Below are 23,961 nucleotides of genomic sequence, written 5' to 3'. Positions count from 1 at the left end.
GCGCGGGCGTGGCGGCTGAAGATGGCGCTGCGCGAGGTGTACGCGCGGGCCACAGCGCACAACAGCATCGAACAGGCCGCTTCCGATCTCGGGGCCTGGCTGAGCTGGGCGCGGCGCTGTCGGCTCGAGCCGTTCAAGAAGCTGGCCGCCACGCTCAAGGAGCGGTTCGACGCGGTGGTGCGCGGCATGGTCGATCACCGCAGCAACGCCTTCGTCGAGGCGATGAACGGGCTGCTGCAGCAGGCCAAGCGCGCCGCGCGCGGCTTCAGGACGAGCCAGAACTTCATCGCCATCGCCTACCTGCGCATGTCCAAGCTCAAGCACCTGCCGGCAAGTCCGTTCGCGCCGGCGATGCCCCAGTGACAGTGTTGCTTTCCACACGAAACGACATGGAGCCGATCTGCGTGGCATCGCACGGCAGGCGCGGCTCGTAGTACTCCTGCCCGCTGAAGAACTGCCACACCACGTTCTCGGCCCAGCGCTCGACCACGGCCTCGTCGCTCAAACCATAGGCATGCTTCAGGTACAGCAGCGACACCATCAAGCGGATCGCCAGGCGCGGGCGCCCCGCAGCGCTCACGCCTGCGCCGACCACCTGCAGCGTGGGGCCGAACAGGTCTGCACCTTCGATACTGCGCCCGCGCCGGTCCTTGCGCGCCAGCAGCGGCGCCACGCTGGCTTCGATCTGCTGCCACGGCATCCGCGTGGCCAGCACCGCCAGCGGATGGCGCAGGTCGATCATCTGGTCCAGTCGGGCGCGGAAAAAGTCCGGCGTGCTCATCGAAATCCGTCTCCAAACTCCCAGGAATTCCCATCGAGCCGATTCATCTTCGGGAGTTCCAACCCCGCAACATCACCTCACCAACTCAGTATCTATGCGGCTTGAGGTCGTTTTGCAGGGCCGACTACGTCATCCCTGCCTTCTTCGGCGGCGTCCTTGCGCAGCGGATCGACCGGAATCGGTTCCGGTTCGGCAGGTTCGGCGAACAAGGCATCGACGATGGCCTGGTCCGACGCCGCGGGGTTTGCCGATGGAGTCTGTGGCGGGTTTTGTGCGAATGCCGGAAGGCTGGCCGAGGCCAGCACAGCCGCGATGGCCGTCAGACGCAAGATGCCTGCCGGCCGCTCGTGCCGATCGATGAACATCATTTGTAGCTCCCTGAGATCAGATGAATGCCGCGGCAGAGAGGCCATCCACCGAGCCTGGAGACCGAGTTAGATCGGAGATGTCCTACACTGGCATGCCGATGCTACCGCTATCGTGCCGTAGCAAAAAGAGTGTTCTTCAGGACGGGCAGTGGGACGGGCAGTCGCCGTGTCCGCAGGACACGAAAAAGCGGGCCGTGGCCCGCTTTCGGATACCCCCGGTGAACGCAAAGCTCGGGTCAGGCCAATGCCTTGATCCGTGCGGCCAGACGCGATTTGTGGCGCGCGGCCTTGTTCTTGTGGATGATGCCTTTGGTCACGTAGCGGTCCAGAATCGGCACCATGTCCTTGTAGGCGGCGAGGGCAGCGGCTTTGTCGTTGGCCTCGATGGCCTTGACGACCTTCTTGATCGTGGTGCGCACCATGGAGCGCTGCGCGGCGTTGCGGGCGCGGCGTTTCTCGGCTTGACGGGCGCGCTTCTTTGCGCTGGCGATGTTGGCCAAAGGAAACTCCTGGGGATCGGCGCGATGGCCGGGTGTCTTCGAAAGGCCGCGAAGTATGGTCAGTGCCCCGCGCTTTGTCAATCCGTTGTGCCCGGCGAGAAGCGGCTGAAAAGCCACGCGTTTCCGCCACAAACCGGTACACTGCGCCGCCTATGTCTGTTGCCCTGCTGAAATCCTCCGGCGTCGTCGGTTTGATGACCCTGATGTCGCGCATCCTCGGGTTCGTCCGCGATGTCATGTTCGCAACCGCCTTCGGTGCCGGGGCGGCGATGGATGCGTTCCTGATTGCGCTGAAGATTCCCAATTTTGGCCGGCGCATGTTCGCGGAAGGCGCGTTCTCGCAGGCCTTCGTGCCGGTCTTCACCGAGACGAAAACCACCGGCACGCATGCACAGGCGCGCGATCTCGTCGCCGTGGTCATGGGCACGCTCGCCGGTGTGTTGTCGCTGGTCACGCTCCTCGGCTGCCTGGCCGCGCCCGTCTTGATCTGGCTGTTCGCGCCGGGGTTTGGCACCGATCCGGACAAACATGCGCTCGGCACCGAGCTCTTGCGCTGGACGTTCCCGTACCTGATGTTCATCTCGCTGACGGCGATGGCTTCGGGCGTGCTCAATGCCTACGGCCGTTTCGCGGTGCCGGCGTTCACGCCGGTGATTCTCAATGCCTGTCTGATCGCGACGGTGTTCATCGACGCCAGTTCGGTGATGGTGCTGGCGTATGCGGTGTTCATCGCCGGAATCCTGCAGTTTGCGTTTCAGCTACCTTTGCTGCTGCGGCTCGGTTTACTGCCGCCGCCGCGCTGGGGCTGGCGCGATGTGCGGGTGCGCCGCATCGTCGGTTTGATGGTGCCGGTGATGATCGGTTCGTCGGTGGCCCAGATCAGCCTGCTGCTGGATTCGGCGCTCGCCAGTCTTTTGGGTGACGGCTCGGTGAGCTGGCTTTACTACGCCGACCGTTTGATGGAGTTTCCACTCGGCATCTTCAGCATTGCCATCGGCACGGTGATCCTGCCGGCATTGTCGGCCCAGTATGCGCGCCGCTCCGGTGACGAGTTCTCGCATACCCTGGACTGGGGATTGCGCACGATTCTGGTGATCGGTGTGCCTGCCGCCCTGGGGTTGATGATCTTCGCCGGGCCGCTGGTCGCGACACTGTTCGGCCATGGCGCGTTCGATGCGTATGACGTCCGTATGACGATGTATGCGCTGTGGGCTTATGCCGCCGGTTTTATGGGATTCTCGCTGGTCAAGGTGCTGGTTCCCGGTTTTTACGCACGCCAGGAAACGCGCATTCCGGTGCGCTACGGTATCGTGGCGCTGTGCTGTGGCATGGCAATGAGTCTTGGCCTGTTTGTCTGTGCGCAGTGGCTGCAGTGGCCGGCCGCGCATGCCGGGCTGGCCGCGGCGACGTCCGCTTCGGCCTGGATCAACGCCTTGCTGTTGTTGCGTCGCCTGCGGCGCGACGGGGCCTACCGGCCGCAGCCCGGCTGGCCGGCATTTGCGCTGCGTCTGCTGACCGCCAATGCCGCGATGGCGCTGCTGCTCGTGGGTCTGTCGGGTACGCTGGAAACCTGGCTGGCGCTCGGTGTGCATGCGCGGGGTGTGCGTCTGGCCGCGATCGTGGTGACGGCGGCCGCGGTGTACTTTGGCTGTCTGTGGCTTGTGGGGCTGAGGCCTGCGCATTTCCGGCGTGCGCAGGGGCAGCGATGAAACTGGTTCGCGGAATACAGAACTGGCCAGCCGACGAACGTGGTTGCGCCTTGACCATCGGCAATTTCGACGGCATCCATCGTGGTCACCAGCAACTGGTGCGCCGCACCGTCGAGCTGGGTCATGAGCTGGGTGTGCCGTCGGCGATTCTGAGCTTCGAGCCGACACCCCGCGAGTACTTTTGCGCATCTGGCGCGCCCGGTCGCATCGGCACGCTGCGCGGCAAGCTGCGGGATCTGGAGGCGCTCGGACTCGACCGGCTGATCGTGCAGCGTTTCGGCCGGGCATTTGCGACGCTCGAGGCGCCGGTCTTCATACACGAGGTGCTGGTGCAGCGGCTCGGGGTGCGCGCGCTGGTCGTCGGCGACGATTTTCGGTTCGGGGCGCGGCGTGCTGGCGATCTCGATTTATTACGTCAGGCCGGGCAGCGGCATGGGTTTCACGTCGAGGCCATAGCCAGCGTGGTTCACGCCGGAGTGCGCTGCAGCTCGACTGCGGTGCGCGAGGCGCTCGCGTGCGCCGATCTGGAGCGCGCCGAAGATTTGCTCGGCCGTCCCTACGCCCTCGTCGGGCGTGTGCGTGGCGGGCTCAAGCTCGGTCGCCGGTTGGGCATGCCGACGGCCAACGTCGTGCTGCGCCGCATGCCCGCATTGCGCATGGGGGTGTACGCAGTGACGCTGCGCGTGCTCAACTGGGCAGGCGCGCCGGCCTGGCCGGGGGTGGCCAATCTCGGCGTGCGCCCGACGCTGGGGTTGACACGCTGTCTGCTGGAAACCCATGTACTAGGCGAGTGCCGTGATCTGTATGGCCTGACGGTGGAGATTTGCTTTCGGCGGTTTTTGCGGCCGGAGGCGCGTTTCGACTCGCTCGAGGCGCTGGGTGCGCAGATGCAGCGGGACAAGGCTGCAGCGTTGGCGTTTTTTGCCAGCAAACCCGCATAATCCAGCGTCTTTGTGGCCGCCGCCATGCCGGCAGCGCCTCGAATCGTTCTTCCGCGTTCAACCGTGACCGACTACAAATCCACGATCAACCTGCCTCAAACCGAGTTTCCGATGCAGGCCAACCTGGCCAAGCGCGAACCCGAGATGCTGGCGCGCTGGCTCAAGGAGGACCTCTACGGTGCGGTGCAGGCTGCATCGCAAGGCCGGCCGGTGTTCTGGCTGGTCGATGGCCCCCCGTACGCCAACGGCGACATTCACATCGGACATGCCGTCAACAAGGTGCTCAAGGACATCGTCGTCAAGGCTGCGCGTCTGGACGGTTACCATGCCCCGTTCACGCCGGGCTGGGATTGTCACGGCTTGCCGATCGAGCTGCAGGTCGAAAAAAAGTTCGGCAAGGTCGGCGAACGGCTCGACGCCAGGACTTTTCGCGAAAAGTGCCGCGAGTATGCGGCCGAGCAGATTGCGCGTCAGCGCGAGGATTTCAAACGGCTGGGCGTGCTCGCGGACTGGGACCGGCCCTACCTGACGATGCATCCGGCCTTCGAGGCCGAGCAGTTGCGCGCGCTCGCACAAATCATCGAAAACGGTCATGTCGTGCGCGGATTCAAACCCGTGCACTGGTGCCTGGATTGTGCGTCTTCTCTGGCCGAGGCCGAGGTCGAATACCAGGACAAGGTCTCGCATTCGATCGATGTCCGCTTTCTCGCCGCCGACGCCGGCGAGCTGGCGCGCCGGTTCGGCGTGGCCGAGGCCGACGGCGCGGCCTTCGTGATCTGGACGACGACGCCATGGACGCTGCCGGCGAACCAGGCCATCGCCGTCGGTCCGCACATCACCTATGTGCTGGCCGAGTTTCCGCGCGCCGGGCGGCTCGTGGTCGCGGCCGATCTGCTCGAGCCACTCGCCCGGCGGCTTGGGCAGGTTGCGCGCGTGCTCGGCTCGGCCACTGGTGCGGCGCTGGAGGGCATGCGCGCGCACCATCCGTTTGCATCGCGCGAAGTGCCAGTGATTCTCGGTGAGCATGTCACCCTCGACGCTGGTACCGGGCTTGTGCACACCGCACCGGCGCACGGGCAGGAGGACTATGTCGTCGGCCTGCGCTACCGGCTGCCGGTCGATAACCCCGTGGGCAGCGATGGCGTCTTCGTCGAGGGCACGCCCGTCGTCGCCGGACATCATGTGCGCAAAGCCGATGCGCTGATCCTCGATGTGCTCAAGGCGCGGGATGCCTTGCTCGCCCACGACTCGATCACGCATAGCTACCCGCACTGCTGGCGGCACAAGACGCCGCTGATTTTCCGGGCGACGCCGCAGTGGTTCGTATCGATGGATGCCAACGGTCTGCGTGAGAAGGCCGTGCGTGCGATCGGGCAGACGCAGTGGATTCCGGACTGGGGTGAGAGTCGCATCCGCGAGATGGTCGCCGGCCGTCCCGACTGGTGTATCTCGCGGCAACGCTACTGGGGGGTGCCGCTCGCCCTGTTCGTCGATCGAAAGACGCAGGACATGCATCCGCAGACGGCGGAGCTTCTGCGCAGAATCGCCGACCGGGTCGAGCGCGAGGGCCTCGAGGTCTGGTTTGGTTCCACCCCGGAGGACTGGGGAGTTGATTCCGCGCGCTACGAGAAATGCACCGATACGCTGGATGTCTGGTTCGACTCCGGCGTCGTGCACCAGTGCGCTTTCCGCTCGGTGATCCCGGACGCCCTGGTCGATGGCGTTGCGCCGCAGGCCGATATTTATCTTGAGGGTTCGGACCAGCATCGCGGCTGGTTCCAGTCCTCGCTGCTCACCAGCGTCGCAATGCGGGACCGCGCGCCGTACAAATCGGTGCTCACGCACGGATTCACGGTCGACGAGCAGGGACGCAAGATGTCCAAGTCCCTCGGCAACGTGGTTTCACCACAGCAGGTGACCAAGACGCTCGGCGCCGACGTGCTGCGGCTGTGGGTCGCCGCCAGCGATTATTCCGGCGAGATTGCGATCTCCGACAAACTGCTCGCGCGCATGGCCGATGCTTACCGGCGGATCCGCAACACCGCGCGTTTTCTGCTCGGCAACCTCGACGGCTTCGATCCGATCCACGACCGCGTGCCGCCGGAGCGTCTGGTGGCCGTCGATGCCTGGGCCATCGCCGAGGCGGCCAAGCTGCAGGACGAGCTGCGCGCTGCCTATGCCCGGCGCGAGTTCCATGTCGTTTATCACAAGCTGCACAACTACTGTGTCGTCGATCTCGGCGGCCGTTATCTCGATCTGCTCAAGGACCGGCTTTATACGACACCGCGCAAATCGCTGGCGCGGCGTTCGGCGCAAACCGCCCTGCTGCATATCGCGGAAGCCTTGGTGCGCTGGATTGCGCCGATTTTGTCATTCACCGCCGACGAGATCTGGCGGCTGTTGCCGGGGGACCGCAGCGCGCCGCTGTTCGCGCAGCGCTGGCACGCTTTCCCGCAGGTCGCGCCGGATGCACTCGACTGGCCGCTCTTGTGCGCCCTGCGCGAGGGCGTGAAGAAAGTGCTCGAGGATTTGCGCGTGGCCGGCCAGATCGGCTCCGGACTCAATGCCGAGGTCACACTCTATGCCGACGATGCGCAGGCCGAAGCCTTGCGCAAGGTCGGCGCAGAGCTGCGCTTCTGGTTCATCACCTCGGATGTCGAAATCGCGCCGGTTGCTGCGCGCAGCGCCGAGGCTCTCGAGGTCAAGCACGGCGACGCCAGCATCTGGGTGGCGGCGCGGGTAAGCCCGCATCCCAAATGCGAGCGCTGCTGGCATCAGCGCAGCGATGTCGGCCGTGACGTTCGCCATCCGAGTCTGTGCGGACGCTGCATCGAGAACATCGACGGACCCGGCGAGACCCGGCGTTATTTCTGATGCGCCGATACATGTGTTGCCCGGATTGCGGACGCCTGCCGATTCCATTTCGGTTAGTCTGTTGGTGTGCGCCGGGGTTGCGGATGCGGATGGGCACACGCCCTGGCGGCGCTGGTTTTCGATGCGGCAGATCTGGAGCGCGGTCAGGGCCCTGCAGTTTCAGATTGGATGATGGGACGCGGATGTCTTTCCAGTACAAGAACGTCTATCTGCTGTGGATCTCGATGGCGGTGATTCTCATCGACCAGATCACCAAGCAGCTCGTCGTGCGCCATCTGGACTGGTACGAAACAGTACCGGTGATGCCGCACCTGAATCTCGTGCACATGAAGAACACGGGCGCGGCGTTTTCGATGCTGTCGGACGCTCCTCCTGCGTTCTTCGTGCTGCTCGGCACGGCCGTGAGCATAGGTATTCTGCTGTGGCTGCGTCGCCATCCGCGCGGCCAGACGCTGCTGGCCGTCGCACTGTCGTTGATCATGGGCGGCGCACTGGGGAATGTCATCGACCGCGTCACCCGCGGGCATGTCGTCGATTTCATCGATTTCTACGTCGGCAGCTGGCATTTCGCCGCGTTCAACGTCGCCGACATCGCGATTTCGACCGGGACGGGTTTGCTGCTGCTCGACATGCTGCTCGATGCCCGGCGTGCGCGCCGGGTTCACCCGGCGGGGGGCGGTTGATGGAAATCCTGCTTGCCAATCCGCGCGGGTTCTGCGCCGGCGTCGATCGTGCGATCGAAATCGTCGAGCGTGCCCTCGAGGCTTTGGGCGCGCCGATCTACGTCCGTCACGAGGTGGTGCACAACCGCTTCGTCGTCGATGATCTGCGTGCCAAGGGCGCGGTCTTCGTCGAAGAAATCGACGAGATTCCCGACGGCGCGACCTGCATTTTCTCCGCACACGGCGTCTCCCAGGCGGTGCGCGCGCGCGCCGCCGCGCGTGGGCTCACCGTGTTCGACGCGACCTGCCCACTGGTCACCAAGGTCCATATCGAGGTCCAGCGATATTCCCGCGAAGGGCGGGACGTGGTCTTGATCGGCCACGCCGGCCATCCCGAAGTCGAGGGCACGATGGGCCAGTTCGATCCTTCACACGGCGGCAGCATTCACCTGGTCGAGACGCCGGAGGACGTCGCGCGGCTGTCGATCCGCGATCCCTCGCGCATGGCCTATGTGACGCAGACGACGTTGTCGATGGACGACACCGCGCGCGTCATCGATGCGCTGCGCGCACGCTTTCCCGAGGTGCGTGGGCCGCGCAAGGACGATATCTGTTACGCCACGCAGAACCGCCAGGATGCGGTCAAGGAGCTCGCCGGTCGCTGCGAGGTCGTGCTCGTGGTCGGCTCGCGCAATAGTTCCAATTCCAACCGCTTGCGTGAGCTCGCGGAGCAGCGCGGCGTGCGCGCTTACTTGATCGACGGGGCGGCCGACATCCGCCCGGAATGGCTGGCCGGCTGCACGCGCGTCGGCGTGACGGCCGGGGCCTCTGCACCGGAGGTGCTCGTGCGCGATGTCGTCGCCCGTCTGCAAACGCTCGGCGGGACCACCGTCGCCGAACTGCCAGGACGTGCGGAACACATCGTCTTTTCCCTGCCGCCCGCGCTGCGCCGGGCAGTGCATGCAGCGCGATCGCCGTAGCCATCTCCATCTCCGTGCGCGTGAAGCGCATCACACGGTTTCGTCCCCAACCAGCCGTGATGCGGCTAGCATCCGCACAAAAGGGAGGGATCGGCGATGGCAAGCCGCAGGTGGTGCGCGCGCTGCGCGCAGTGTCAATCCGCCACCGCAGGCGGGCACGCACAGACGGGCCTGACGCTGCTCGAATTACTGATCGTGCTGGTCATTGCAGGCGTGCTGCTGGGGCAGGTCGTTCCTGCATTTGCGCGCATGGCTGCACGCAACACACTGGCGGCCACGGCCAACGAGTTGCTCTCTGTCTTGCACACGGCGCGGCATACCGCCGTAAGCCGTAACCGCGCGGTGACGTTTTGCGCCGGCACGCCGCAGCAGGGCTGTCACGGCGACTGGGCGCGCGGGCAGTGGATTGTTTTTCTGGACCGCGAAGCCAATGGCCGGCTCGATGCCGGCGAGACGCTACTCATCGCCGGCGCTCTGCCGAGTGACTCGGGCATCGGTCTGCAGGGCAATGGTCCATTCGCAGCGGCGGTCGTGTTCAGGCCCGATGGCAGCGCGCGAACCGCCAACGGTGCCTGGGCGATGGGGCGTTTGCGGGTTTGTGTGCGATCACCGTCGTCGGTGCCCGCCACCGATCTCGTGCTGATCGCCAGCGGACGGACTGTCGCGCAGCCGCTGGCCGATTCACCGCCTGGGTGCATCCCGCTCTGAGAAGCAGCGGGGATTCGATCACCAGCACTGACTGACGCCGCCGCTGCCGGTGACGCCCCGCGTGCCCGTGTGATTCAGCGTGAGCGTGCCGCACTGGGCGTCGCGCGTGGCCTGCCGGCCGCGCGGAGCCGCCTGCAAGGTGTAAGTGGTGGCCGTGGGGCTGCCTGCGGCGAAGCCAAACGTGTAATCGGCGCCGGCGTTCTGCGCCGAGGCGCAGTCCAGTGCGGGCAGAACCGGCGGGTTGTTGCTGGCATCGACGTAGCGCAGATTCGTCGTGTAGTAACGCTCCATGAACGTCGCGAACTCGGCGAGGCAGGCCTGCGCGGCCCGCCGCTTGGATTTGGTCACCGAGTTCGTGTATGACGGATACGCGATGGCGGCGAGGATGCCGATGACGGCCACGACGATCATCAATTCGATCAGCGAGAACCCCTTGCGGTGCCGGGCCGTCTGCAGGTGGCTCTGGAATGCGGATGGCATCGCCATGGTTACTGTCCTACCCATTCACGCCATGAAATGCGGCGCAGTTGACCGACCGTCCCCGATGTGCGGACGCTGCTCGTGGTGGCGTTGTCGAAGCTGACCAGCATCGTGTTGCCGACGAAGATCGGGTTGTTGGGCACGGAGGAGAAGCCCACGCCGGCGGCGACTTGTCCGCCGACCTTGTCGCTGTCATTGAACCGGCCGTCGCCGTTGACATCGAAGAAATTCGCATCCGGTGCGGTGCCATCGAAGGGATCGACGGCCATGATCCAGCCGCTGCCCGAAGGATTACAGGGGTCGGAGGAGACCGGGATGCGGGTAGTACCGAGCAGCAGCGAACCCTGGAACTGGTTGGGCGTGACCATGCGCTCGCCCTGGGCGGTTCCACCTTGGACCACCAGGTCGATGTACCAGCCTTGCCGGCCGCTCATGTCGCCGGCCGTGCCGGCCGAAATCGTGCGCGCACCGAGCCGTGGCGGATTTGCATCGGGATCGGCGGCGGTCTCGGACAAGATCTGACGCTGCCGCAGCAGGCCTCTGCCCGAGCCCGGAGCATCGCCGAAGTCGCTGCCCGCACTGTCGACGATGATGCCGTACCAGGTCTGCACGGTGGTGTCGGACAGATCGCTTTGCGTCAGATAACGCCCGGTACCGAAGAACAGCCAGAGATTGCCGGTCGCCGGATCCTTGCCGGCGAGCATGCCGCCAGTGATCGGTTGCGCGGTGCCGCCCGCCGTCGTCGCGGTGTAGAGCAATGTGCCGTTGCTTGCAGCATTGGTGAGGTCGAATTTCCAGACACGGCCGCGCAGATCGCCGGCATACGCCTGGGTGCCGATGCCGGTGGTCGGATCGGAGATCCAGACGGCCGCCTGGGCCAAGCCATTGTCGGTGCTGGCGTCGGTTTGATAAACGCTCAGCGCGCCGGTGGCGAGGTCGAATTGCAGCAGCGCCGCCTTGTTCTGCGCGCTGTTGTAGCCATTGCCGACGAGTACGACCCAGCTCGGCGAGCTGGCGTTGCCGACCAGGGCGACGACCGGCTTGCCGGTGGTCTGGCCGATCCAGTTGCTGCCAGAGAGGCCATCCGTGGCATTGCGCTCCCACAGCAGCGTGGGATTGGCGGGATCGGTGATGTCGAGCGCATAGACGGACTTGGCCGTTCCGCGGCCGGTGGTGCCGACCAGCACCGTGCGCCAGGCGTTGTTCAGATAGGCATCGGCGACGGTGAGTTCGCCGTCATTGAAGAACTGATGCGGCTGGCTGGCGGTGCCATAGTTCGGATCGGCCAGTACCTTGATGCCGCTGCGGATCACGGCATCGGGCAGGAAGGCGAAAGTTTCCTCGCCGGGGGCGGGGCTGCTGCCGCTGTTTGCCGCGTTGAAGGCATGGACCATGCCGTCATTGGCCGCGACCCAGATCCGGGGTTCGCGCGTGCTCTGCGCGGCGGCGAAAGCCGCGTAATCACTCGAGCCGGGGAAGGTGCGGTCGCGGAACAGGTTGGGATCCGGTGCGCCGACATAGACCGGCTGCGAGCTGACGATATCCCCGAGCGCCGTGTCACGGTCGCGGAAGGTGCCGCCATTGCGTCGCTCAAGGCTCGCGTCCCCGCGCAGGTAGTCGATGATGGCCTGGCGTTCGGTGGCAGTGGATCCGAGTGCGCTTTGCTGGGCACTGGAGAGCACCGTCGGTGAGGTCAGCGCAGGGAAGCGCGCGCTGCTGCTGGTGCCGGTCGGGTTGTAGGTTTTGATGGTACGCGCCGACGCCGCTGGCAGGCGCGTCGATGCCACCCACAGCGGCACGCTGGAAATGGCGCCGCTCGCCGGATCCACGGCAAAGGCTTTGAGATCGCCTTTCCACTTGCCGCTGAAGTACATGGACTGATACGTGGTCGTGCCGGTATCCAGGCGCGTGCTGTTGGCGGCCAGGCTCGCGCCGGTGCCCACGCGCTCGCTGATGCGCAGCATCGCCGTGCGTAGGCCGCTCTCGAACTGCTCGGGATTGCCGGCGGAGAAGAAGCCGCCGCGGCCGTTGATGCCGGCGTGGACCAGGTCGGCGATGTTGTTGATGGAGTCCGCGCTCGGTGTCGGCCAGGCGAAATTGTTCGGGGCCCCGCCTGCGCTGGCCCAGAGCGCAACGTCCTGGGCCGTGGTGCCGTTTGGGGTCACGTTGGGCAGGTTGTCGTCGCGGCCGAACAGGCCGACCGTGAACGTGGTCATGTGCTGCCAGAACGCCGGGTCACCGCTGCTGGTCGGCACGTTGTTCGGCGTGCTGGGGCGCAGATCCGTGAGCCAGTACTGCATCGCGACGTCGGCCAGCGTATTGGAGGCATCGTCCACGAAGGGTACGGGCGAGATCGGCGCGTCGCAGACCGAGCTCGATGAGGATTTGCGCGGATACTCAAAGCACTGGCCATTGGGGCCGTCCCGACGCACGATGCTGCGGTTGGCTGGCCCATCGACATTGCCGAGGCTCGGAACGGTGCCGTTCCAGTAGCCGTCGGTGGTCAGGATCGCATAGGCCTGTCGGCAGGAGAGCTCCTGGCTCGGGTTGTTGGGGTTTTCGACGCTGCCGGACTGCCAGGGCTGGGCCTCGCCCTGGTAGTAGTCGCCGACGGCCTTGAGCGCTGCCTGCAGCGGGGTGCCGCCCACGGCCTCGGCCCGCACGAGCCAGTCCCAGAACGCGGCTCGCTGGGTGGACGCGCTGCCGTCACCGTAGGGTTTGACACGGGCGATCGCCGGACGGGTGTTGGTGGAGCCGCTGACCCGGTCGGCCGGCAGATTGTTGGCATTTGTGTTGGAGCTGTTGTAACCGCCATTGATCGAGGCAAAGCCGAAACGGATAGAGGGCTCCAGGCCAGCCAGCGCGTTCATCAGGCCGGATTTGGCCATGTACAGGCGCTTGCGGTAGTAGCTGAACCAGTTGGCGACGTTCTGGCCGAAGGTGATGACGTTGCCGTTGGGATCGCGCAGGCCAGTGTCGTCATCGGCATTGTGGCAGCGGGCGGCCGGAAAGCCGCTGGCGAAGGATTCGCCGGTGGTCAGATTGCTGCTCGAGTTGCCGGTCAGCTCCGCGCAGGTTCCGGCAATGGGCGCGCTCGATGAGCCGGCTGCCGTCGAGGCGGCGCCCGAGACACCGACGTAATGCCGCAGGTTGGTGCTCGGCTCGATGTACACGAAATAGCCGCGGTGCCGGCTGCCGCCGGCATCGATCAGCTGGCGGCAATCCTCGCCGGCCGGACCGGCATCGAGGGCGAATTCGTAGCCATCTGGGCAATTGGGCGGGACGCTGGGGGTGCGGCAGCGGTCGTTCTGCAACACGAGCCCGGCGCTGTTGACGTTGCCGGACCCGCCGGGGGCAAGTGTGTCGCCACAGGCCTCCGGGCGGAAGCGCTGTTGATTGCAGCGGTTCCGGCTGCTGTCGTAGCCGCCGTATCCCTGGCAGCGGGGCGCTTCGGACGGGCGCCCGCTGGCGCGGCACTGGTCGTTGGAGAGTGTCAGCCCCGGCGAATTGGGGGCGCCCGGCGCGCCCGGTGCCGGGATGCTGCTGCAGGGATCGGGGCGCGCCTGGACTTCGTTGCAGCGGTCTTGTGTGGCGGCATAGTTGTTATGGCCCTGGCAGTAAGGCGGCTCGTCGATGGCGGCACCGCCGGCCGTGCACAGGCCTTGCGCGTTGGGGCCCGAGGTTCCCGGCGGACAGCCGGTGTGGTGGGCGTATCGGTATTGCGGCGCGACATCGATCCGGAAGGTGTGAGAAAACCGCGGCGTCGCATTGCCGATCGCACTGGGGCCGTCGGCGAAACTGTTGGCCGGCTGGTAGGTGGCGATGTTGATGAGGCTGCCACTGGTAGGATTGAAGCCGTCGTACCAGGCTGCGGTGAACGAGGCATTGGGGTAGCGCGAGGTCGTCGGGTTCACCGCATTGGGCTGCGCCGTGACCGTATAAGGCGGCAGATAGCGAACGTCCGGATGGTAGTAGACGCCATTGACGTTGGCGTTGATCAGCTCGGTGTCGCGGCCGTCATTGCCCGGCGGGTCATCGGGCATGACCGTCCACTGCATCGAGCCGGAGTCGTCGAGGATGAGGGTGACGTTGGGCGGCAGCGGATTGCGCACCGTCAGTGGGCTTTGGTCGACGGTCACCACCGCATGCGCCGTGCCCGCTCCCAGCAGCATGGCACCGATCAGCACGCGGACGGGCCGCAGGCTCGAAGATGACAAACGATGAACAGGCATGAGGCGGCCTCCGTGCAAGGTCATTGTCGGTACATCGTCTGCAGGGTGACCACGGCGCGCTCGCCGGCGGTGGCGGGATCGGCACTGCGCGCGGTGATCCGGTAGTAAAGCGCCATGATGTTCGTGCCCTGGGCGCCGTACTGCGCCGCATTGGCGGTCTGGTTGAAGCCCGTATTGAGCTCCGGATTCGGGAATTCGCCCATGAACTCGATCACATATTGCGGCTGGCCGGCGGCGGCGATGCCGTCGTAGACACTGGTGGGCACGGTCTGGATGCGGCTGTTGTCCAGGTTGGGGTCGGCGAACGGATTGCTGCGGCAGATCGTGCCGCCGGCGCCGCAATTGCGGGCGATGACCTGGGTGCCGGCAACGAAGCTCTGCACGGCCGCGTTCAAGGCGGCTTCGGCGGCTTGGAAAGCCAGATTACGGTCATAGAAATTGGCGGTCATGCGCTGCTGCACGGTGGTGCCGCGCACCGCCGCAAGGCCGATCAACGTGACGATGATCAGCAGGATCAGCGCGGTTGCCAGCGCCACCCCGCGTTGTCGCAGCAGCGGGCAGACGTGAGTGTGGGAACGGGATCGAGTCGGTCGCTGCATCTCAGCTCACCCGGTTACGCAACGTGACGATGGTCGTGAACGAGCGCCGGATCGGCTGCCCATCGGTGCCGGTGAAGGCTTCGCTGCCCTGCGCCGTCAAGATGATCCGCACGGCAATGACCTGCCGCCAATCGGTGATGGCGCTCGCGGGAACATAGTCGATGCCACCCTGGGTCAGATATTCCAGTTGCAGGTCGGTGACATCGCGCACCATTTCCATCGCCGTCGTGACCGCGGCGCCGCTGTTTGTGCCCAGTGCCAGACGATACAGCGAGCGCCCGCCCATAGGGTTGTTGCCGATGTACCAGTCCGCGGCGCTCAGTTTGGCGATCTGCGAATTGGCGCCGAAGGTGTAAGGGTTGCCATTGACGGTGCACTGGGTCGGGAAGCCCAGGCCCTTGGAGCAGTTGCCCGGAGAGGCCGTGCCGGTGTTGTGCACGAGTGTGACGTTGCTGCTGTTGTAGTTGGTGACCTGCGTGATCGCCGCGTGATCGGGATCGCAGACGATGATGATGTCGCCATCCTGCAGATCCGCGCTCGGTTCATTGAGCTTGAAGTTTGCGGCCGTGGGGTTGTGGCTTTGCACGCTCAGGCCAGATTCGCCGGCGCCGATGAGCTGGATCGAATCGGTGCCGACCACGCGCTGGGCCGTGCCCGTGCCCTCGACCACGGCGGGATCGTCCTGATTGCCGTCGTAGCCGCGGATGGCGTTGCCGAAATTGGCCCACCAGGTGGTGGCCTGGTTATTCAACGTGTTGGCAACGCGCGTGGTATTGCCGCAGCCGGTGAGGCCGGCCTGGCGCAGATCGCGCGCGAGCAGCTCGAAGGCGATGCGCGAAGCCTCCTGGACCTGCCCCAGGGCATAGTTGGTGCGGTAGGACTGCTTGTTGGACAGAAACACGCCGACCGCGGCGCCGATGACCACGAGACCCAAGACCAGCGCCACCATCAGCTCGATCAGGCTGAATCCACGCGCGCGTCGGATCCCGCGCCCGCAGGTACCAATCGCAGGGTGATGGAAGGGGGGTCTCATAGCATCGCCCTGGTCACGACGGTCTGCGTACTGGTGCCGGCGGCGCCGATGCGGCTGTCGTCGTATGTGATCGTCACGGTGCACAGCGAGCCCGTGCAGCGGATCTCTCCGCGGGTGGACGCAGCGGCGCCGAGGCGTGCGCCGAGTTCCGTGCACCAGGCGATGATTTGCCGCATCGCCCGCGTGCTGCCGCCCGTCGGGCAGCTGTTGGCAGTGACCGAAACGCCGTCATAAGCGGCCAGATTGGCGCGGTCGGCCCGCATGGCATCAAGAATCGAATACGTTGCGACGACGGCCATCGAACGCGCCATCGAACTGTTGTTGCCCGAAAGAGACCGGGTCTGCACGAACGCGATGCCCAGAAGGCCGATCGACAGGATCAATACGGCGATCAGGACCTCGATCAGTCCCACGCCGTGGTGCCGGGTCCTTGGCGCCCTACTGTGAACGACAATCGGTCGGTTCATTGGTCGGACATCCGCTAGTACTGGTGACGGCGCAGCTGCTGACGATACTGCCGGTCGTCATATAGATACACCGCCGGTTGTTGCGGCTGATGGCCGTGGAGTACAGATCGGCGACGAGCCCGGTATAGGGAACCGTGGCGTTGGGCCGGCGCGCCAGCCCTTGGCCGGTATAACGCAGCGCGACGACGCCCGTGCCGCTGCTGTTGAGCACGATGCCAGGCGGTGGTTGCGGGGCCGAAACCAGGAGTGTCGTCGTGCCGTCGGCATTGAGCACGTAAACGGCACCGCCCGCCGTGCCACAGGCCGTCGCCAGCGCCCCAGAACCGTTGGTTGTCGCTACGTTGCTGCAGAACTGGGTCGTCGTATTGCGGCGCACCGCCTCCAGGCGCGCCTGGAGCAGCGACTCGACGATGGCATTGGCCGCGGTGGTCAGGCGATTGGCGGTGACGAGCTGGCGGAAGCCGGGCACCGCCACGGCCAGGAGGATACCGGCGACGGCGATGACCACGACCAGCTCGATCAGCGTCAAGCCCAGTGCGGCAACAGGCGGGGTGCGCGGCAGGCGGGTGGCGGAGTGAAGAATGGACGGCATGGGCTGACTAAATACCCTCGTGCCGGCCACCGCTGCCCGGACAGGCTGAGCGGCCCGTCGATGCCGACGAATGGTTTCGTTCGCGCACTGCACTCCCCCAATCCATGGTTTCGTTTCCGTCGAAGACAGGCGGACGCGCGCCATCCGCACAACCGTCGGAAGGCTAGCACAACAGCCCAGTGGAAACGCCAGACAGCAGTCGCTGTGCTACGGGGCAGGAATGGTGCCGGGAACAGGAATCGAACCTGCGACCTACTGATTACGAATCAGTCGCTCTACCGACTGAGCTATCCCGGCGAGGGGCGCGCATTATAGGGAGGCGCGGCTGTGTCCGACAACGCACTGCAGCCGGCGCGCGGTGCATCCGGCATCGATCCGTTCGCCATAGCAGGGTTTCGACGGCAAGGGCTTGGTTCCCCCGGATATGCCCATACTCTGGCCCCACGGTTTGCGCGGAGCACCGCACATGGACAGGAAACATCAATGGAACGTCGGTTACTGGCTCGTCGCCGCGCTGATGCTGCTGATGCTGCAGAACTACTGGCAGGCGGCGAAGACGGTGGAGCCGGTGCCGTACAGCGAATTCGAAAAAGCGCTGGCAGAAGGACGCATCGCCGAGGTGCTGGTATCAGACCGCATGGTGACCGGGCGCCTGAAGTTACCGGACAGCCGCGGTAAAACCACGATCGTCGCCACCCGGGTCGAGCCCGAGCTCGCCGAGCGCCTATCGAAATACGACGTGCCCTACACGCGGGTGGTGGAAAGCACCTGGCTGCGCGATCTGCTGTCCTGGATCGTGCCGGCGGTCGCATTCTTCGGCGTCTGGTTTTTCCTGTTTCGCCGCTTCGCCGAGAAGCAGGGCATGGGCGGCTTCATGAGCATCGGCAAGAGCCGCGCCAAGGTTTATGTCGAAAAAAACACGGGCGTGACGTTTGCCGACATCGCCGGCGTGGACGAAGCCAAGGCGGAGTTGGTCGAGATCGTCGAGTTTCTGAAAAATCCGCAGGACTATGGCCGGCTCGGGGCGCGTATTCCCAAGGGCGTGCTGCTCGTCGGGCCGCCCGGCACCGGCAAGACCTTGCTCGCCAAAGCCGTCGCGGGCGAAGCCGGCGTGCCGTTCTTTTCCATCTCCGGCTCGGAATTCGTCGAGATGTTCGTCGGCGTGGGGGCGGCGCGCGTGCGTGACCTGTTCGAACAGGCGCGCGGTCAGGCGCCCGCCATCATCTTCATCGACGAGCTCGATGCGCTCGGCCGCGCGCGCGGCGTCGGCGGCCCCATCGGCGGCCACGACGAGCGCGAGCAGACCTTGAACCAGTTGCTCACCGAAATGGACGGCTTCGATGCTTCGGTGGGTCTCATCATCCTCGCCGCCACCAACCGGCCCGAGATTCTCGATCCGGCACTGCTGCGCGCCGGTCGCTTCGACCGTCAGGTGCTGGTGGACCGGCCCGACAAGAAAGGGCGCCTGGACATCCTCAAGGTCCACGTCAAGAAAGTGAAGCTGGGCTCTAATGTCGATCTCGAACAAGTGGCCGCGCTGACCACGGGTTTTTCCGGTGCGGACCTCGCGAACCTGGTCAACGAGGCCGCGCTGGTCGCGACCCGGCGCAAAGCGTCCGCCGTGGAGTTGCAGGACTTCACCGCCGCCATCGAACGCATCATCGCCGGGTTGGAAAAGAAAAACCGCGTGCTCAACCCCAGGGAACGGGAAGTCGTGGCCTATCACGAGATGGGGCATGCGCTGGTGGCACTGGCGTTGCCCGGCACCGACCCGGTGCACAAGATCTCGATCATCCCGCGCGGTATCGGTGCGCTCGGCTATACGCTGCAACGGCCCACCGAAGACCGCTACTTGATGACGCGCGCCGATCTGGAACACAAGATCGCGGTGCTTCTCGGCGGGCGTGCGGCAGAGAAGCTCGTGTTTGGTGAGTTATCCACCGGAGCCGCCGATGATCTCGCACGGGCCACCGACATCGCCCGCGACATGATCACCCGCTTTGGCATGGACGAGGATCTAGGCTACATCGCCTTCGAGCCGCAACGGCCCCGCTTCCTGGACGTGCCGGAACTCGCGCAGGGAGGCTGCCGGGTGGCGGAATCGACCCAGGCGCGCATCGATCGGGCGATCCGCGACATCGTGATGGGTGCCTTTGCACGCGCCTTTCACATCCTTCAATCCAACCGGGATATGCTCGAACGCTGCGCGCGCGAGCTGTTGGCGCGGGAAACCTTGGATGAAGGCGACATCCGCGCGTTGACGAGGGGGCTCAAGCCCGTGCACGGCGCAGCAGCACCCGCAGCGGAGCAGCCTGCGGCTGCCCAGGAGAGCGCGCCGTGAGCGAAACACTGCACATCGTCTGCCCGCACTGCGATGCCATCAACCGCGTGCCGGCCGAAAGACTCGTCGACCAGCCTCGGTGCGGCCGCTGTCGGCAGGGTTTGTTGACCGGCAAGCCCATCGAGTTGACCACGCAGACGTTCTCGCGTCACGTGGAGCGCGGTGATCTACCCGTGCTGGTTGATTTCTGGGCGCCGTGGTGCGGGCCGTGCCAGATGATGGCGCCGCAGTTCGAGCACGCCGCGCGCTTGCTCGAACCGCGGCTACGGCTGGCGAAAGTAAACACCGAGGCCGAGCCCCACCTGGCCGCGCAGTTCGGTATCCGCAGCATTCCGACGCTCGTTCTCTTCCAGGGCGGGCGTGAGATCGCCCGGCAGAGTGGGGCGATGGGGGCACAGGACATCGCACGCTGGGCGGCATCGCAGATCGGGCGCTGATCGATGCAGGACCTGCTCAGCACGACACTGGGTTTACTGGCCGCGTGCAGCCTGGCGGCCGTGGTCACCGCTGCACTGCGCGTGCCGACCGTGTTGGGTTATCTCGCGGTCGGCGCTGCGCTCGGTCCCTCAGTCAGTGGTGTGATCGCGCCCGGCGACACCCTGAACTTTCTGTCCGAGCTCGGAGTGGCCTTGTTGCTGTTCTTCGTAGGGCTCGAGTTCTCGCTGGCACATGTCTGGCTCATTCGCAGGACGGTGCTGGCCGCGGGTAGCTTGCAGATGGCAATCGTGGCGGTGCCCCTGACCCTGGTTTTGATCAGGCTGGGCATGCCGGCCGAAAGTGCGGCGCTGCTGGCGGCTGCTGCGGCCATGTCGTCCACGGCTTTGGTCAGCCGGCAACTGGCCGACCAGGGCGAGCTCACCACGCGGCACGGCCGCAGCGCGATCGCTGTGCTGCTGTTCCAGGATCTCGCCGCCGTTCCCCTGTTGGCCTTGCTCGCGATCTGGGCACGCGGCGAAGTCCCGAGAGCAGAGCGCGTGTTGCTCGAAGTGCTCGGGGTACTTCTCCTGTTCGCAGCCGCGGCTATCGCTTCGCGTCACGTGTTGCGCGGCGTGTTGGGTTGGGTTGCACGGCGCGGTCATGAGGAATCATTTGTTCTGGTTTCCTTGTGCGTGGTGGTCGCGGCAGCCGCTGCAGCGCATGCTGTCGGTGTATCGGCTGCCTTGGGCGCTTTCCTCGCCGGCATGGTGTTGGGCGAGAGCGACTTCAAACACCATATGGAGAACCATCTAAAGCCTTTCCGCGACGTGCTGTCGGGCCTGTTCTTTGTGACTATCGGCCTGCAGCTTGACGGCGCGCTGGTGTTCTCGGCACCGCTGGCGGTGCTGGCATGGCTGCTGGTGCTGGTGCCGGTCAAGATCGTGCTCAATACCCTGGCCTTGCGCATAACGCGTTTGTCTGCACTCGATGCCTGGCGCACAGGGCTCGTGCTCGGGCACGGCGGAGAATTCGCGCTGTTGCTGCTGGGACTGGCCTTGCAGCAGCAACTGATTCCGGCTGCAGTTGTGCAACCGATGTTGGTGGCGCTGGTACTGAGTATGGCCATGGCGCCCCTAGTGATCCGCCACCACGACGCATTGGCGCAATTCCTGAGCAGCGCCCGCGGCTTTGCCCAGCCACCACAGGCCGAGGAGGCGGACATTGCGACACAGGCGCAATCGTTACGCGATCACGTTATCGTCTGCGGTGCGGGCGAGTATGGTCTGACTGTTAGTCGAACCCTGATGCGGGCCGGCGTGCCGCATCTGTTGCTCGAGTCAGACGAGCAGAGAGTCAAGGCCGCGCGTGTATTCGGTGTCCCTGTGCTGTATGGGGACGCCAGCCGGCCCGATACCTTACTGGCTGCAGGTTTGAAGCACGCGCGTCTGGTCGTTCTGACCTTCGCGCAGATTCAGCCGGCCCTGCGTATTGCCCGGACCGTGGCTCGGCAACGGCCTGATCTGACCGTGTTGGCCGCGTGTGCACACGCCACCGCGGCCAGCACTTTGCGCAACGTGCCCAACGTGCGCATATTTCCGCACTCATTTGCTGCTGCCCTTGGTCTGGCTGAGCAGGTGATGCTGCTTGTGGGTATTCCGGCTGATGTGGCCGACCACATGATTAGCGAGCTGCGCGACTGTCTCGAAGAGAGTGGTCAGATTCAATAAAAGTCTGAGCGAGCTCTGGCAGTACTAATCAAAAAAATCGCTGTGTGTCTTTTTCGCTTATGCAATTTTGTTTTTTTCGTATAGCTTGGCCAGATACTCAGCGCTTGAGCGCCAGCGTACTTTTTAGGCCAGAAGTGATCCGACTATCATCCAGCCGACTTATTTTGAATCTTCATCGATTTTCGGGTTATCCAGAGGTCTGCGATCGACGGTTGGCAACGGAGATGGCGATGGCACTGTCTTTTGATGAAAGCGGAGTACGTTCATCGGACGAAATCGCTTGGATGAGGGACGCAGCGTTTTTGGAGACCTTGCGCAGACAAATGCTGAAGTTCGCAACACAGCAACTGTCCGATACGCATCTGGCTGAAGATGCAGTGCAGGAAGCCTTCATCGGCGCGATGAAGAATGCGCAGAAGTTTGCAGGTCGAGCCGCATTCAAGACCTGGGTTTTTGCAATTCTCAAGAACAAGATTGCCGATGCCTTGCGGCAACGTCATCGTGCGGTTGAGGTCAGCCAGCTTCCGTATGCCGACGACGAAGAGGACAATGCCCATCAATTATTCGATCACCGTGGCTTTTGGCAGGCCGATGAGCAACCAAAGGCTTGGATGGAACCTGAGACGGCCATCAAGAACGCACAATTCTGGCGCGTGTTTGAGGTCTGTCTCGAACACTTGCCTGGTCGGCAGGGGCGCGTGTTCATGATGCGCGAATTCATCGAACTGGAAACGAATGAGATCTGCGCCGCGCTGGGCCTGACTGTGAGCAATGTGAATGTCATGCTGCACCGCGCCCGCCTGCGTTTGCGCAAATGCCTGGAAAAGAACTGGTTTGTGGAGGGTGAATCGTGCTGAACTGCCGCGACGCCACCCGCTTGATGTCGGAAGCACAGGATCGCCCACTCAGATGGGGCGAAACAATCTCACTTAAGATGCACGTGATGATGTGCAGCGGCTGCCGCCACTTTGGCGACCAAATGCATGTGCTGCGTCGCATCGTGCGCGCCTATGCCGATGGCGCTGATGAGTCGGCAACGACGTCGCAGCGGAGCGATCAGGACGCGGCGCGTTGATCCGGATCTGGCTCGCGGTGCAACCAGTGTAGGCGCTTGTAGTCGAATCCTTCCGCCAAAGTGGGTTTGACGACAGCAAAATAGGGGGAGACGTCAAAGTCGCGCGGCACGAACAGGCTATGGTGGCGCATCCGCAAAATTTCCTCGACACAGGCTGGACAATCCGGTCGTTCCGCCGAATGCTGTTCGACGATGGGCAGGATCGGGTATTGGATAGCTTGAAACGCCTGCGCAATCAGTGTGGAGCAAATCGCCCGTGTCGGATCGCCGCTGCCGAGCTGGATCAGCCTGCGGCGTAGGCCAAGTGGCACCGGCGGGGTGGGCAGCAGATAACGCGCCAGGTCGAAAACGTTACGCAGGTCATAGCGATGCCCGAGGCGCTGGATGACGTGTGCGATGAGGCGTTGAAGATCGGGCTCGCTCAGCCCCACCGGGCGGCAGATGCGCGTGTGCAGCCCGGTGAATTCGTCGATGCCCACACTGCGCACGCCTTCATTGATATCCGCCTCGACGAAGCAATGCGAAGGATCACGCCCGGCTCGCTGCAGCGATTCGAAGCCAACGTAGAGCGCGGCATGCGACCAGGTCGATTGGGTGAGGTACTTGATCGCCGTGCTGATGCGGCTGTGGCCCTCAACAAGCAGCACATCGCCAGGCTGCAAGACGGCCAACAGACGTTCGCCGGTGATCGCAGGCGCTGTGCTATGAACGTGAGCCGGACGGGACAGATAGGCGGCGAGCGCCGCCCCGATCCGGCCAAGCAGTGCATTCATGGCCCACTCACCGCGCCTTGGCCTGCTGTGCACAACGCCGGGCGATCAGATGATCCAGCGAACATACGCCCGGGCCCTTGGCGATCAGGTACAACAGGACAGCCGCCCATGTTCCATGCGTCGGATAGGCATCCGGATAGACGAAGATCTGAATCACCGCCGTCATCGCCAGCAAGCCCAGTGCCGAAAAGCGCGTGGCCAGGCCGAACAGCAACAGCAGCGGGAACAGGTGTTCGGCAAAGGCCGCCAAGTGCGCGGCCAGTTCCGGCGGTATCAAGGGCAAACGGTATTCCGTGCGAAACAGCTCCAGCGCGCCTTCCGACAGATGCGGCCAGCCCCAGTGAAACTCGCCATCCACCAGGTTCACGGACAGGCCTTCGACCTTGGTCTGCCCGGAAAGCCAGAACACCGCCGCGATCGAAAACCGTCCGACAAAGGCAATCAACGAGTGTGGCGACGTCCCCCCGCTTTCAGTAGCGGTTCGATCTAGAGTCCGGGTTGGATGGTAGCCGATGCCAGTTGCCTGGCGTAGGCGCTCGGTGTCAGTCCGCCCAATGCCTTCTTTGGTCGCTCCTCGTTGTACTCCCGGCGCCAGGTCTCGATGACGGTCCGGGCGTGCAGCAGGTGGGTGAACCAGTGTTCGTTGAGGCACTCGTCGCGCAGGCGGCCGTTGAAGGATTCGACGTAGGCGTTCTGGTTCGG

General features: G+C 64.7%; 23 protein-coding genes, 1 tRNA gene and 1 pseudogene. 12 read left to right on the top strand and 13 right to left on the bottom strand.

The window, feature by feature from the left end; translation table 11 throughout:
* Window positions 1-363 (top strand): transposase (locus BMZ48_RS12310; protein ID WP_143383696.1); only part of this gene is annotated, 363 nt, incomplete at its 5' end.
* Window positions 364-394: 31 nt separating this feature from the next.
* On the opposite strand, the pseudogene BMZ48_RS12305 reads toward BMZ48_RS12310, so the two are convergent.
* The 3 genes and pseudogenes from BMZ48_RS12305 to rpsT form a co-directional block, all read right to left on the bottom strand.
* Window positions 395-781 (bottom strand): annotated as a pseudogene (locus tag BMZ48_RS12305) (transposase); the annotation flags it as partial.
* A 92-nt stretch (window positions 782-873) separates the two neighbouring features.
* Entirely contained in the window at window positions 874-1,149 is a 276-nt protein-coding gene (locus BMZ48_RS12300) for a hypothetical protein (RefSeq protein WP_091535728.1), read from the bottom strand.
* A 236-nt stretch (window positions 1,150-1,385) separates the two neighbouring features.
* Window positions 1,386-1,649 (bottom strand): 30S ribosomal protein S20, encoded by a 264-nt coding sequence (rpsT, locus tag BMZ48_RS12295; protein WP_091535726.1) that lies wholly within the window; start codon window positions 1,647-1,649, stop codon window positions 1,386-1,388.
* 152 nt (window positions 1,650-1,801) lie between these two features.
* On the opposite strand from rpsT, the gene murJ reads away from it, so the two are divergent.
* The 6 genes from murJ to BMZ48_RS12265 all read left to right on the top strand — a co-directional run bounded on the left by murJ (window position 1,802) and on the right by BMZ48_RS12265 (window position 9,523).
* The gene (gene murJ / locus BMZ48_RS12290) at window positions 1,802-3,358 is read left to right on the top strand and encodes a murein biosynthesis integral membrane protein MurJ (RefSeq protein WP_091535725.1); all 1,557 of its coding nucleotides are present in this window, start codon (window positions 1,802-1,804) and stop codon (window positions 3,356-3,358) included.
* A complete protein-coding gene (gene ribF, locus BMZ48_RS12285; protein ID WP_091535724.1) occupies window positions 3,355-4,299 on the top strand; it encodes a bifunctional riboflavin kinase/FAD synthetase in 945 nt (314 codons plus the stop codon). The genes murJ and ribF overlap by 4 nt, the downstream gene beginning before the upstream one ends.
* A gap of 63 nt (window positions 4,300-4,362) precedes the next feature.
* Window positions 4,363-7,173 carry an isoleucine--tRNA ligase gene (ileS, locus tag BMZ48_RS12280; RefSeq protein WP_091535723.1) on the top strand — a complete coding sequence of 937 codons (2,811 nt, stop codon included), beginning with the start codon at window positions 4,363-4,365 and terminating at the stop codon, window positions 7,171-7,173.
* A gap of 182 nt (window positions 7,174-7,355) precedes the next feature.
* Window positions 7,356-7,856 (top strand): signal peptidase II, encoded by a 501-nt coding sequence (gene lspA, locus BMZ48_RS12275; RefSeq protein WP_091535722.1) that lies wholly within the window; start codon window positions 7,356-7,358, stop codon window positions 7,854-7,856.
* A complete protein-coding gene (ispH, locus tag BMZ48_RS12270; RefSeq protein ID WP_091535721.1) occupies window positions 7,856-8,815 on the top strand; it encodes a 4-hydroxy-3-methylbut-2-enyl diphosphate reductase in 960 nt (319 codons plus the stop codon). Before lspA ends, ispH begins: the two co-directional genes overlap by 1 nt.
* Before the next feature lie 96 nt (window positions 8,816-8,911).
* Window positions 8,912-9,523 (top strand): GspH/FimT family pseudopilin, encoded by a 612-nt coding sequence (locus tag BMZ48_RS12265; RefSeq protein ID WP_091535720.1) that lies wholly within the window; start codon window positions 8,912-8,914, stop codon window positions 9,521-9,523.
* 18 nt (window positions 9,524-9,541) lie between these two features.
* Here BMZ48_RS12265 and BMZ48_RS12260 read toward each other — a convergent pair whose 3' ends face one another.
* The 7 genes from BMZ48_RS12260 to BMZ48_RS12230 form a co-directional block, all read right to left on the bottom strand.
* Window positions 9,542-10,009: a type IV pilin protein gene (locus BMZ48_RS12260; RefSeq protein WP_301331464.1), complete on the bottom strand. Its 468-nt coding sequence runs from the start codon at window positions 10,007-10,009 to the stop codon at window positions 9,542-9,544.
* A 2-nt stretch (window positions 10,010-10,011) separates the two neighbouring features.
* The gene (locus BMZ48_RS12255) at window positions 10,012-14,235 is read right to left on the bottom strand and encodes a pilus assembly protein (RefSeq protein ID WP_143383695.1); all 4,224 of its coding nucleotides are present in this window, start codon (window positions 14,233-14,235) and stop codon (window positions 10,012-10,014) included.
* A 20-nt stretch (window positions 14,236-14,255) separates the two neighbouring features.
* The gene (locus BMZ48_RS12250; RefSeq protein ID WP_200769626.1) at window positions 14,256-14,834 is read right to left on the bottom strand and encodes a pilus assembly PilX family protein; all 579 of its coding nucleotides are present in this window, start codon (window positions 14,832-14,834) and stop codon (window positions 14,256-14,258) included.
* A 1-nt stretch (window position 14,835) separates the two neighbouring features.
* Window positions 14,836-15,867 (bottom strand): PilW family protein, encoded by a 1,032-nt coding sequence (locus tag BMZ48_RS12245; protein ID WP_091535717.1) that lies wholly within the window; start codon window positions 15,865-15,867, stop codon window positions 14,836-14,838.
* Window positions 15,864-16,334 carry a type IV pilus modification protein PilV gene (gene pilV, locus BMZ48_RS12240; RefSeq protein ID WP_091535716.1) on the bottom strand — a complete coding sequence of 157 codons (471 nt, stop codon included), beginning with the start codon at window positions 16,332-16,334 and terminating at the stop codon, window positions 15,864-15,866. Before pilV ends, BMZ48_RS12245 begins: the two co-directional genes overlap by 4 nt.
* Window positions 16,306-16,926 (bottom strand): GspH/FimT family pseudopilin, encoded by a 621-nt coding sequence (locus tag BMZ48_RS12235; RefSeq protein WP_159431181.1) that lies wholly within the window; start codon window positions 16,924-16,926, stop codon window positions 16,306-16,308. Before BMZ48_RS12235 ends, pilV begins: the two co-directional genes overlap by 29 nt.
* Before the next feature lie 221 nt (window positions 16,927-17,147).
* Window positions 17,148-17,223, bottom strand: a tRNA-Thr gene (locus tag BMZ48_RS12230).
* Window positions 17,224-17,392: 169 nt separating this feature from the next.
* Here BMZ48_RS12230 and ftsH point away from each other — a divergent pair.
* The 5 genes from ftsH to BMZ48_RS12205 all read left to right on the top strand — a co-directional run bounded on the left by ftsH (window position 17,393) and on the right by BMZ48_RS12205 (window position 22,486).
* Window positions 17,393-19,267 carry an ATP-dependent zinc metalloprotease FtsH gene (gene ftsH / locus BMZ48_RS12225; protein WP_234981641.1) on the top strand — a complete coding sequence of 625 codons (1,875 nt, stop codon included), beginning with the start codon at window positions 17,393-17,395 and terminating at the stop codon, window positions 19,265-19,267.
* Window positions 19,264-19,704 (top strand): thioredoxin TrxC, encoded by a 441-nt coding sequence (gene trxC, locus BMZ48_RS12220; RefSeq protein ID WP_091535714.1) that lies wholly within the window; start codon window positions 19,264-19,266, stop codon window positions 19,702-19,704. Before ftsH ends, trxC begins: the two co-directional genes overlap by 4 nt.
* A 3-nt stretch (window positions 19,705-19,707) precedes the next feature.
* Window positions 19,708-21,411: a cation:proton antiporter domain-containing protein gene (locus tag BMZ48_RS12215; protein WP_091535713.1), complete on the top strand. Its 1,704-nt coding sequence runs from the start codon at window positions 19,708-19,710 to the stop codon at window positions 21,409-21,411.
* 230 nt (window positions 21,412-21,641) lie between these two features.
* Window positions 21,642-22,268, top strand: a complete 627-nt coding sequence (locus tag BMZ48_RS12210) for an RNA polymerase factor sigma-70 (protein WP_091535733.1) — start codon at window positions 21,642-21,644, stop codon at window positions 22,266-22,268.
* A complete protein-coding gene (locus BMZ48_RS12205) occupies window positions 22,262-22,486 on the top strand; it encodes a zf-HC2 domain-containing protein (RefSeq protein WP_091535712.1) in 225 nt (74 codons plus the stop codon). The genes BMZ48_RS12210 and BMZ48_RS12205 overlap by 7 nt, the downstream gene beginning before the upstream one ends.
* On the opposite strand, the gene BMZ48_RS12200 is transcribed toward BMZ48_RS12205, so the two are convergent.
* From BMZ48_RS12200 to BMZ48_RS12190, 3 genes are all read right to left on the bottom strand, one after another.
* Entirely contained in the window at window positions 22,468-23,259 is a 792-nt protein-coding gene (locus tag BMZ48_RS12200) for a YiiX/YebB-like N1pC/P60 family cysteine hydrolase (protein WP_091535711.1), read from the bottom strand. The genes BMZ48_RS12205 and BMZ48_RS12200 overlap by 19 nt on opposite strands.
* Before the next feature lie 7 nt (window positions 23,260-23,266).
* Window positions 23,267-23,773, bottom strand: coding sequence for a DoxX family protein (locus tag BMZ48_RS12195; protein ID WP_091535730.1), 507 nt, complete (start codon window positions 23,771-23,773; stop codon window positions 23,267-23,269).
* A partial coding sequence (locus BMZ48_RS12190) for an integrase core domain-containing protein (RefSeq protein WP_143383694.1) occupies window positions 23,746-23,961 on the bottom strand: 216 nt, incomplete at its 5' end. The genes BMZ48_RS12195 and BMZ48_RS12190, both read right to left, overlap by 28 nt.

Source organism: Fontimonas thermophila (assembly GCF_900113085.1).
In the GTDB taxonomy this organism is placed as follows: Bacteria; Pseudomonadota; Gammaproteobacteria; order Nevskiales; family Nevskiaceae; genus Solimonas; species Solimonas thermophila.
This window is presented reverse-complemented; position numbering and strand designations above follow the sequence as displayed.

Bases quoted from the DNA above. Each gene is read 5' to 3' on its own strand.
- lspA (WP_091535722.1), top strand. From the start codon at position 7,356: ATGTCTTTCCAGTACAAGAACGTCTATCTGCTGTGGATCTCGATGGCG.
- BMZ48_RS12300 (WP_091535728.1), bottom strand. From the start codon at position 1,149: ATGATGTTCATCGATCGGCACGAGCGGCCGGCAGGCATCTTGCGTCTG.
- BMZ48_RS12250 (WP_200769626.1), bottom strand. From the start codon at position 14,834: ATGCAGCGACCGACTCGATCCCGTTCCCACACTCACGTCTGCCCGCTG.
- BMZ48_RS12265 (WP_091535720.1), top strand. From the start codon at position 8,912: ATGGCAAGCCGCAGGTGGTGCGCGCGCTGCGCGCAGTGTCAATCCGCC.
- ispH (WP_091535721.1), top strand. From the start codon at position 7,856: ATGGAAATCCTGCTTGCCAATCCGCGCGGGTTCTGCGCCGGCGTCGAT.
- BMZ48_RS12255 (WP_143383695.1), bottom strand. From the start codon at position 14,235: ATGCCTGTTCATCGTTTGTCATCTTCGAGCCTGCGGCCCGTCCGCGTG.
- pilV (WP_091535716.1), bottom strand. From the start codon at position 16,334: ATGAACCGACCGATTGTCGTTCACAGTAGGGCGCCAAGGACCCGGCAC.
- ftsH (WP_234981641.1), top strand. From the start codon at position 17,393: ATGGACAGGAAACATCAATGGAACGTCGGTTACTGGCTCGTCGCCGCG.
- BMZ48_RS12210 (WP_091535733.1), top strand. From the start codon at position 21,642: ATGGCACTGTCTTTTGATGAAAGCGGAGTACGTTCATCGGACGAAATC.
- murJ (WP_091535725.1), top strand. From the start codon at position 1,802: ATGTCTGTTGCCCTGCTGAAATCCTCCGGCGTCGTCGGTTTGATGACC.
- BMZ48_RS12245 (WP_091535717.1), bottom strand. From the start codon at position 15,867: ATGAGACCCCCCTTCCATCACCCTGCGATTGGTACCTGCGGGCGCGGG.
- BMZ48_RS12200 (WP_091535711.1), bottom strand. From the start codon at position 23,259: ATGAATGCACTGCTTGGCCGGATCGGGGCGGCGCTCGCCGCCTATCTG.
- BMZ48_RS12235 (WP_159431181.1), bottom strand. From the start codon at position 16,926: ATGCCGTCCATTCTTCACTCCGCCACCCGCCTGCCGCGCACCCCGCCT.
- ribF (WP_091535724.1), top strand. From the start codon at position 3,355: ATGAAACTGGTTCGCGGAATACAGAACTGGCCAGCCGACGAACGTGGT.
- BMZ48_RS12215 (WP_091535713.1), top strand. From the start codon at position 19,708: ATGCAGGACCTGCTCAGCACGACACTGGGTTTACTGGCCGCGTGCAGC.
- BMZ48_RS12260 (WP_301331464.1), bottom strand. From the start codon at position 10,009: ATGGCGATGCCATCCGCATTCCAGAGCCACCTGCAGACGGCCCGGCAC.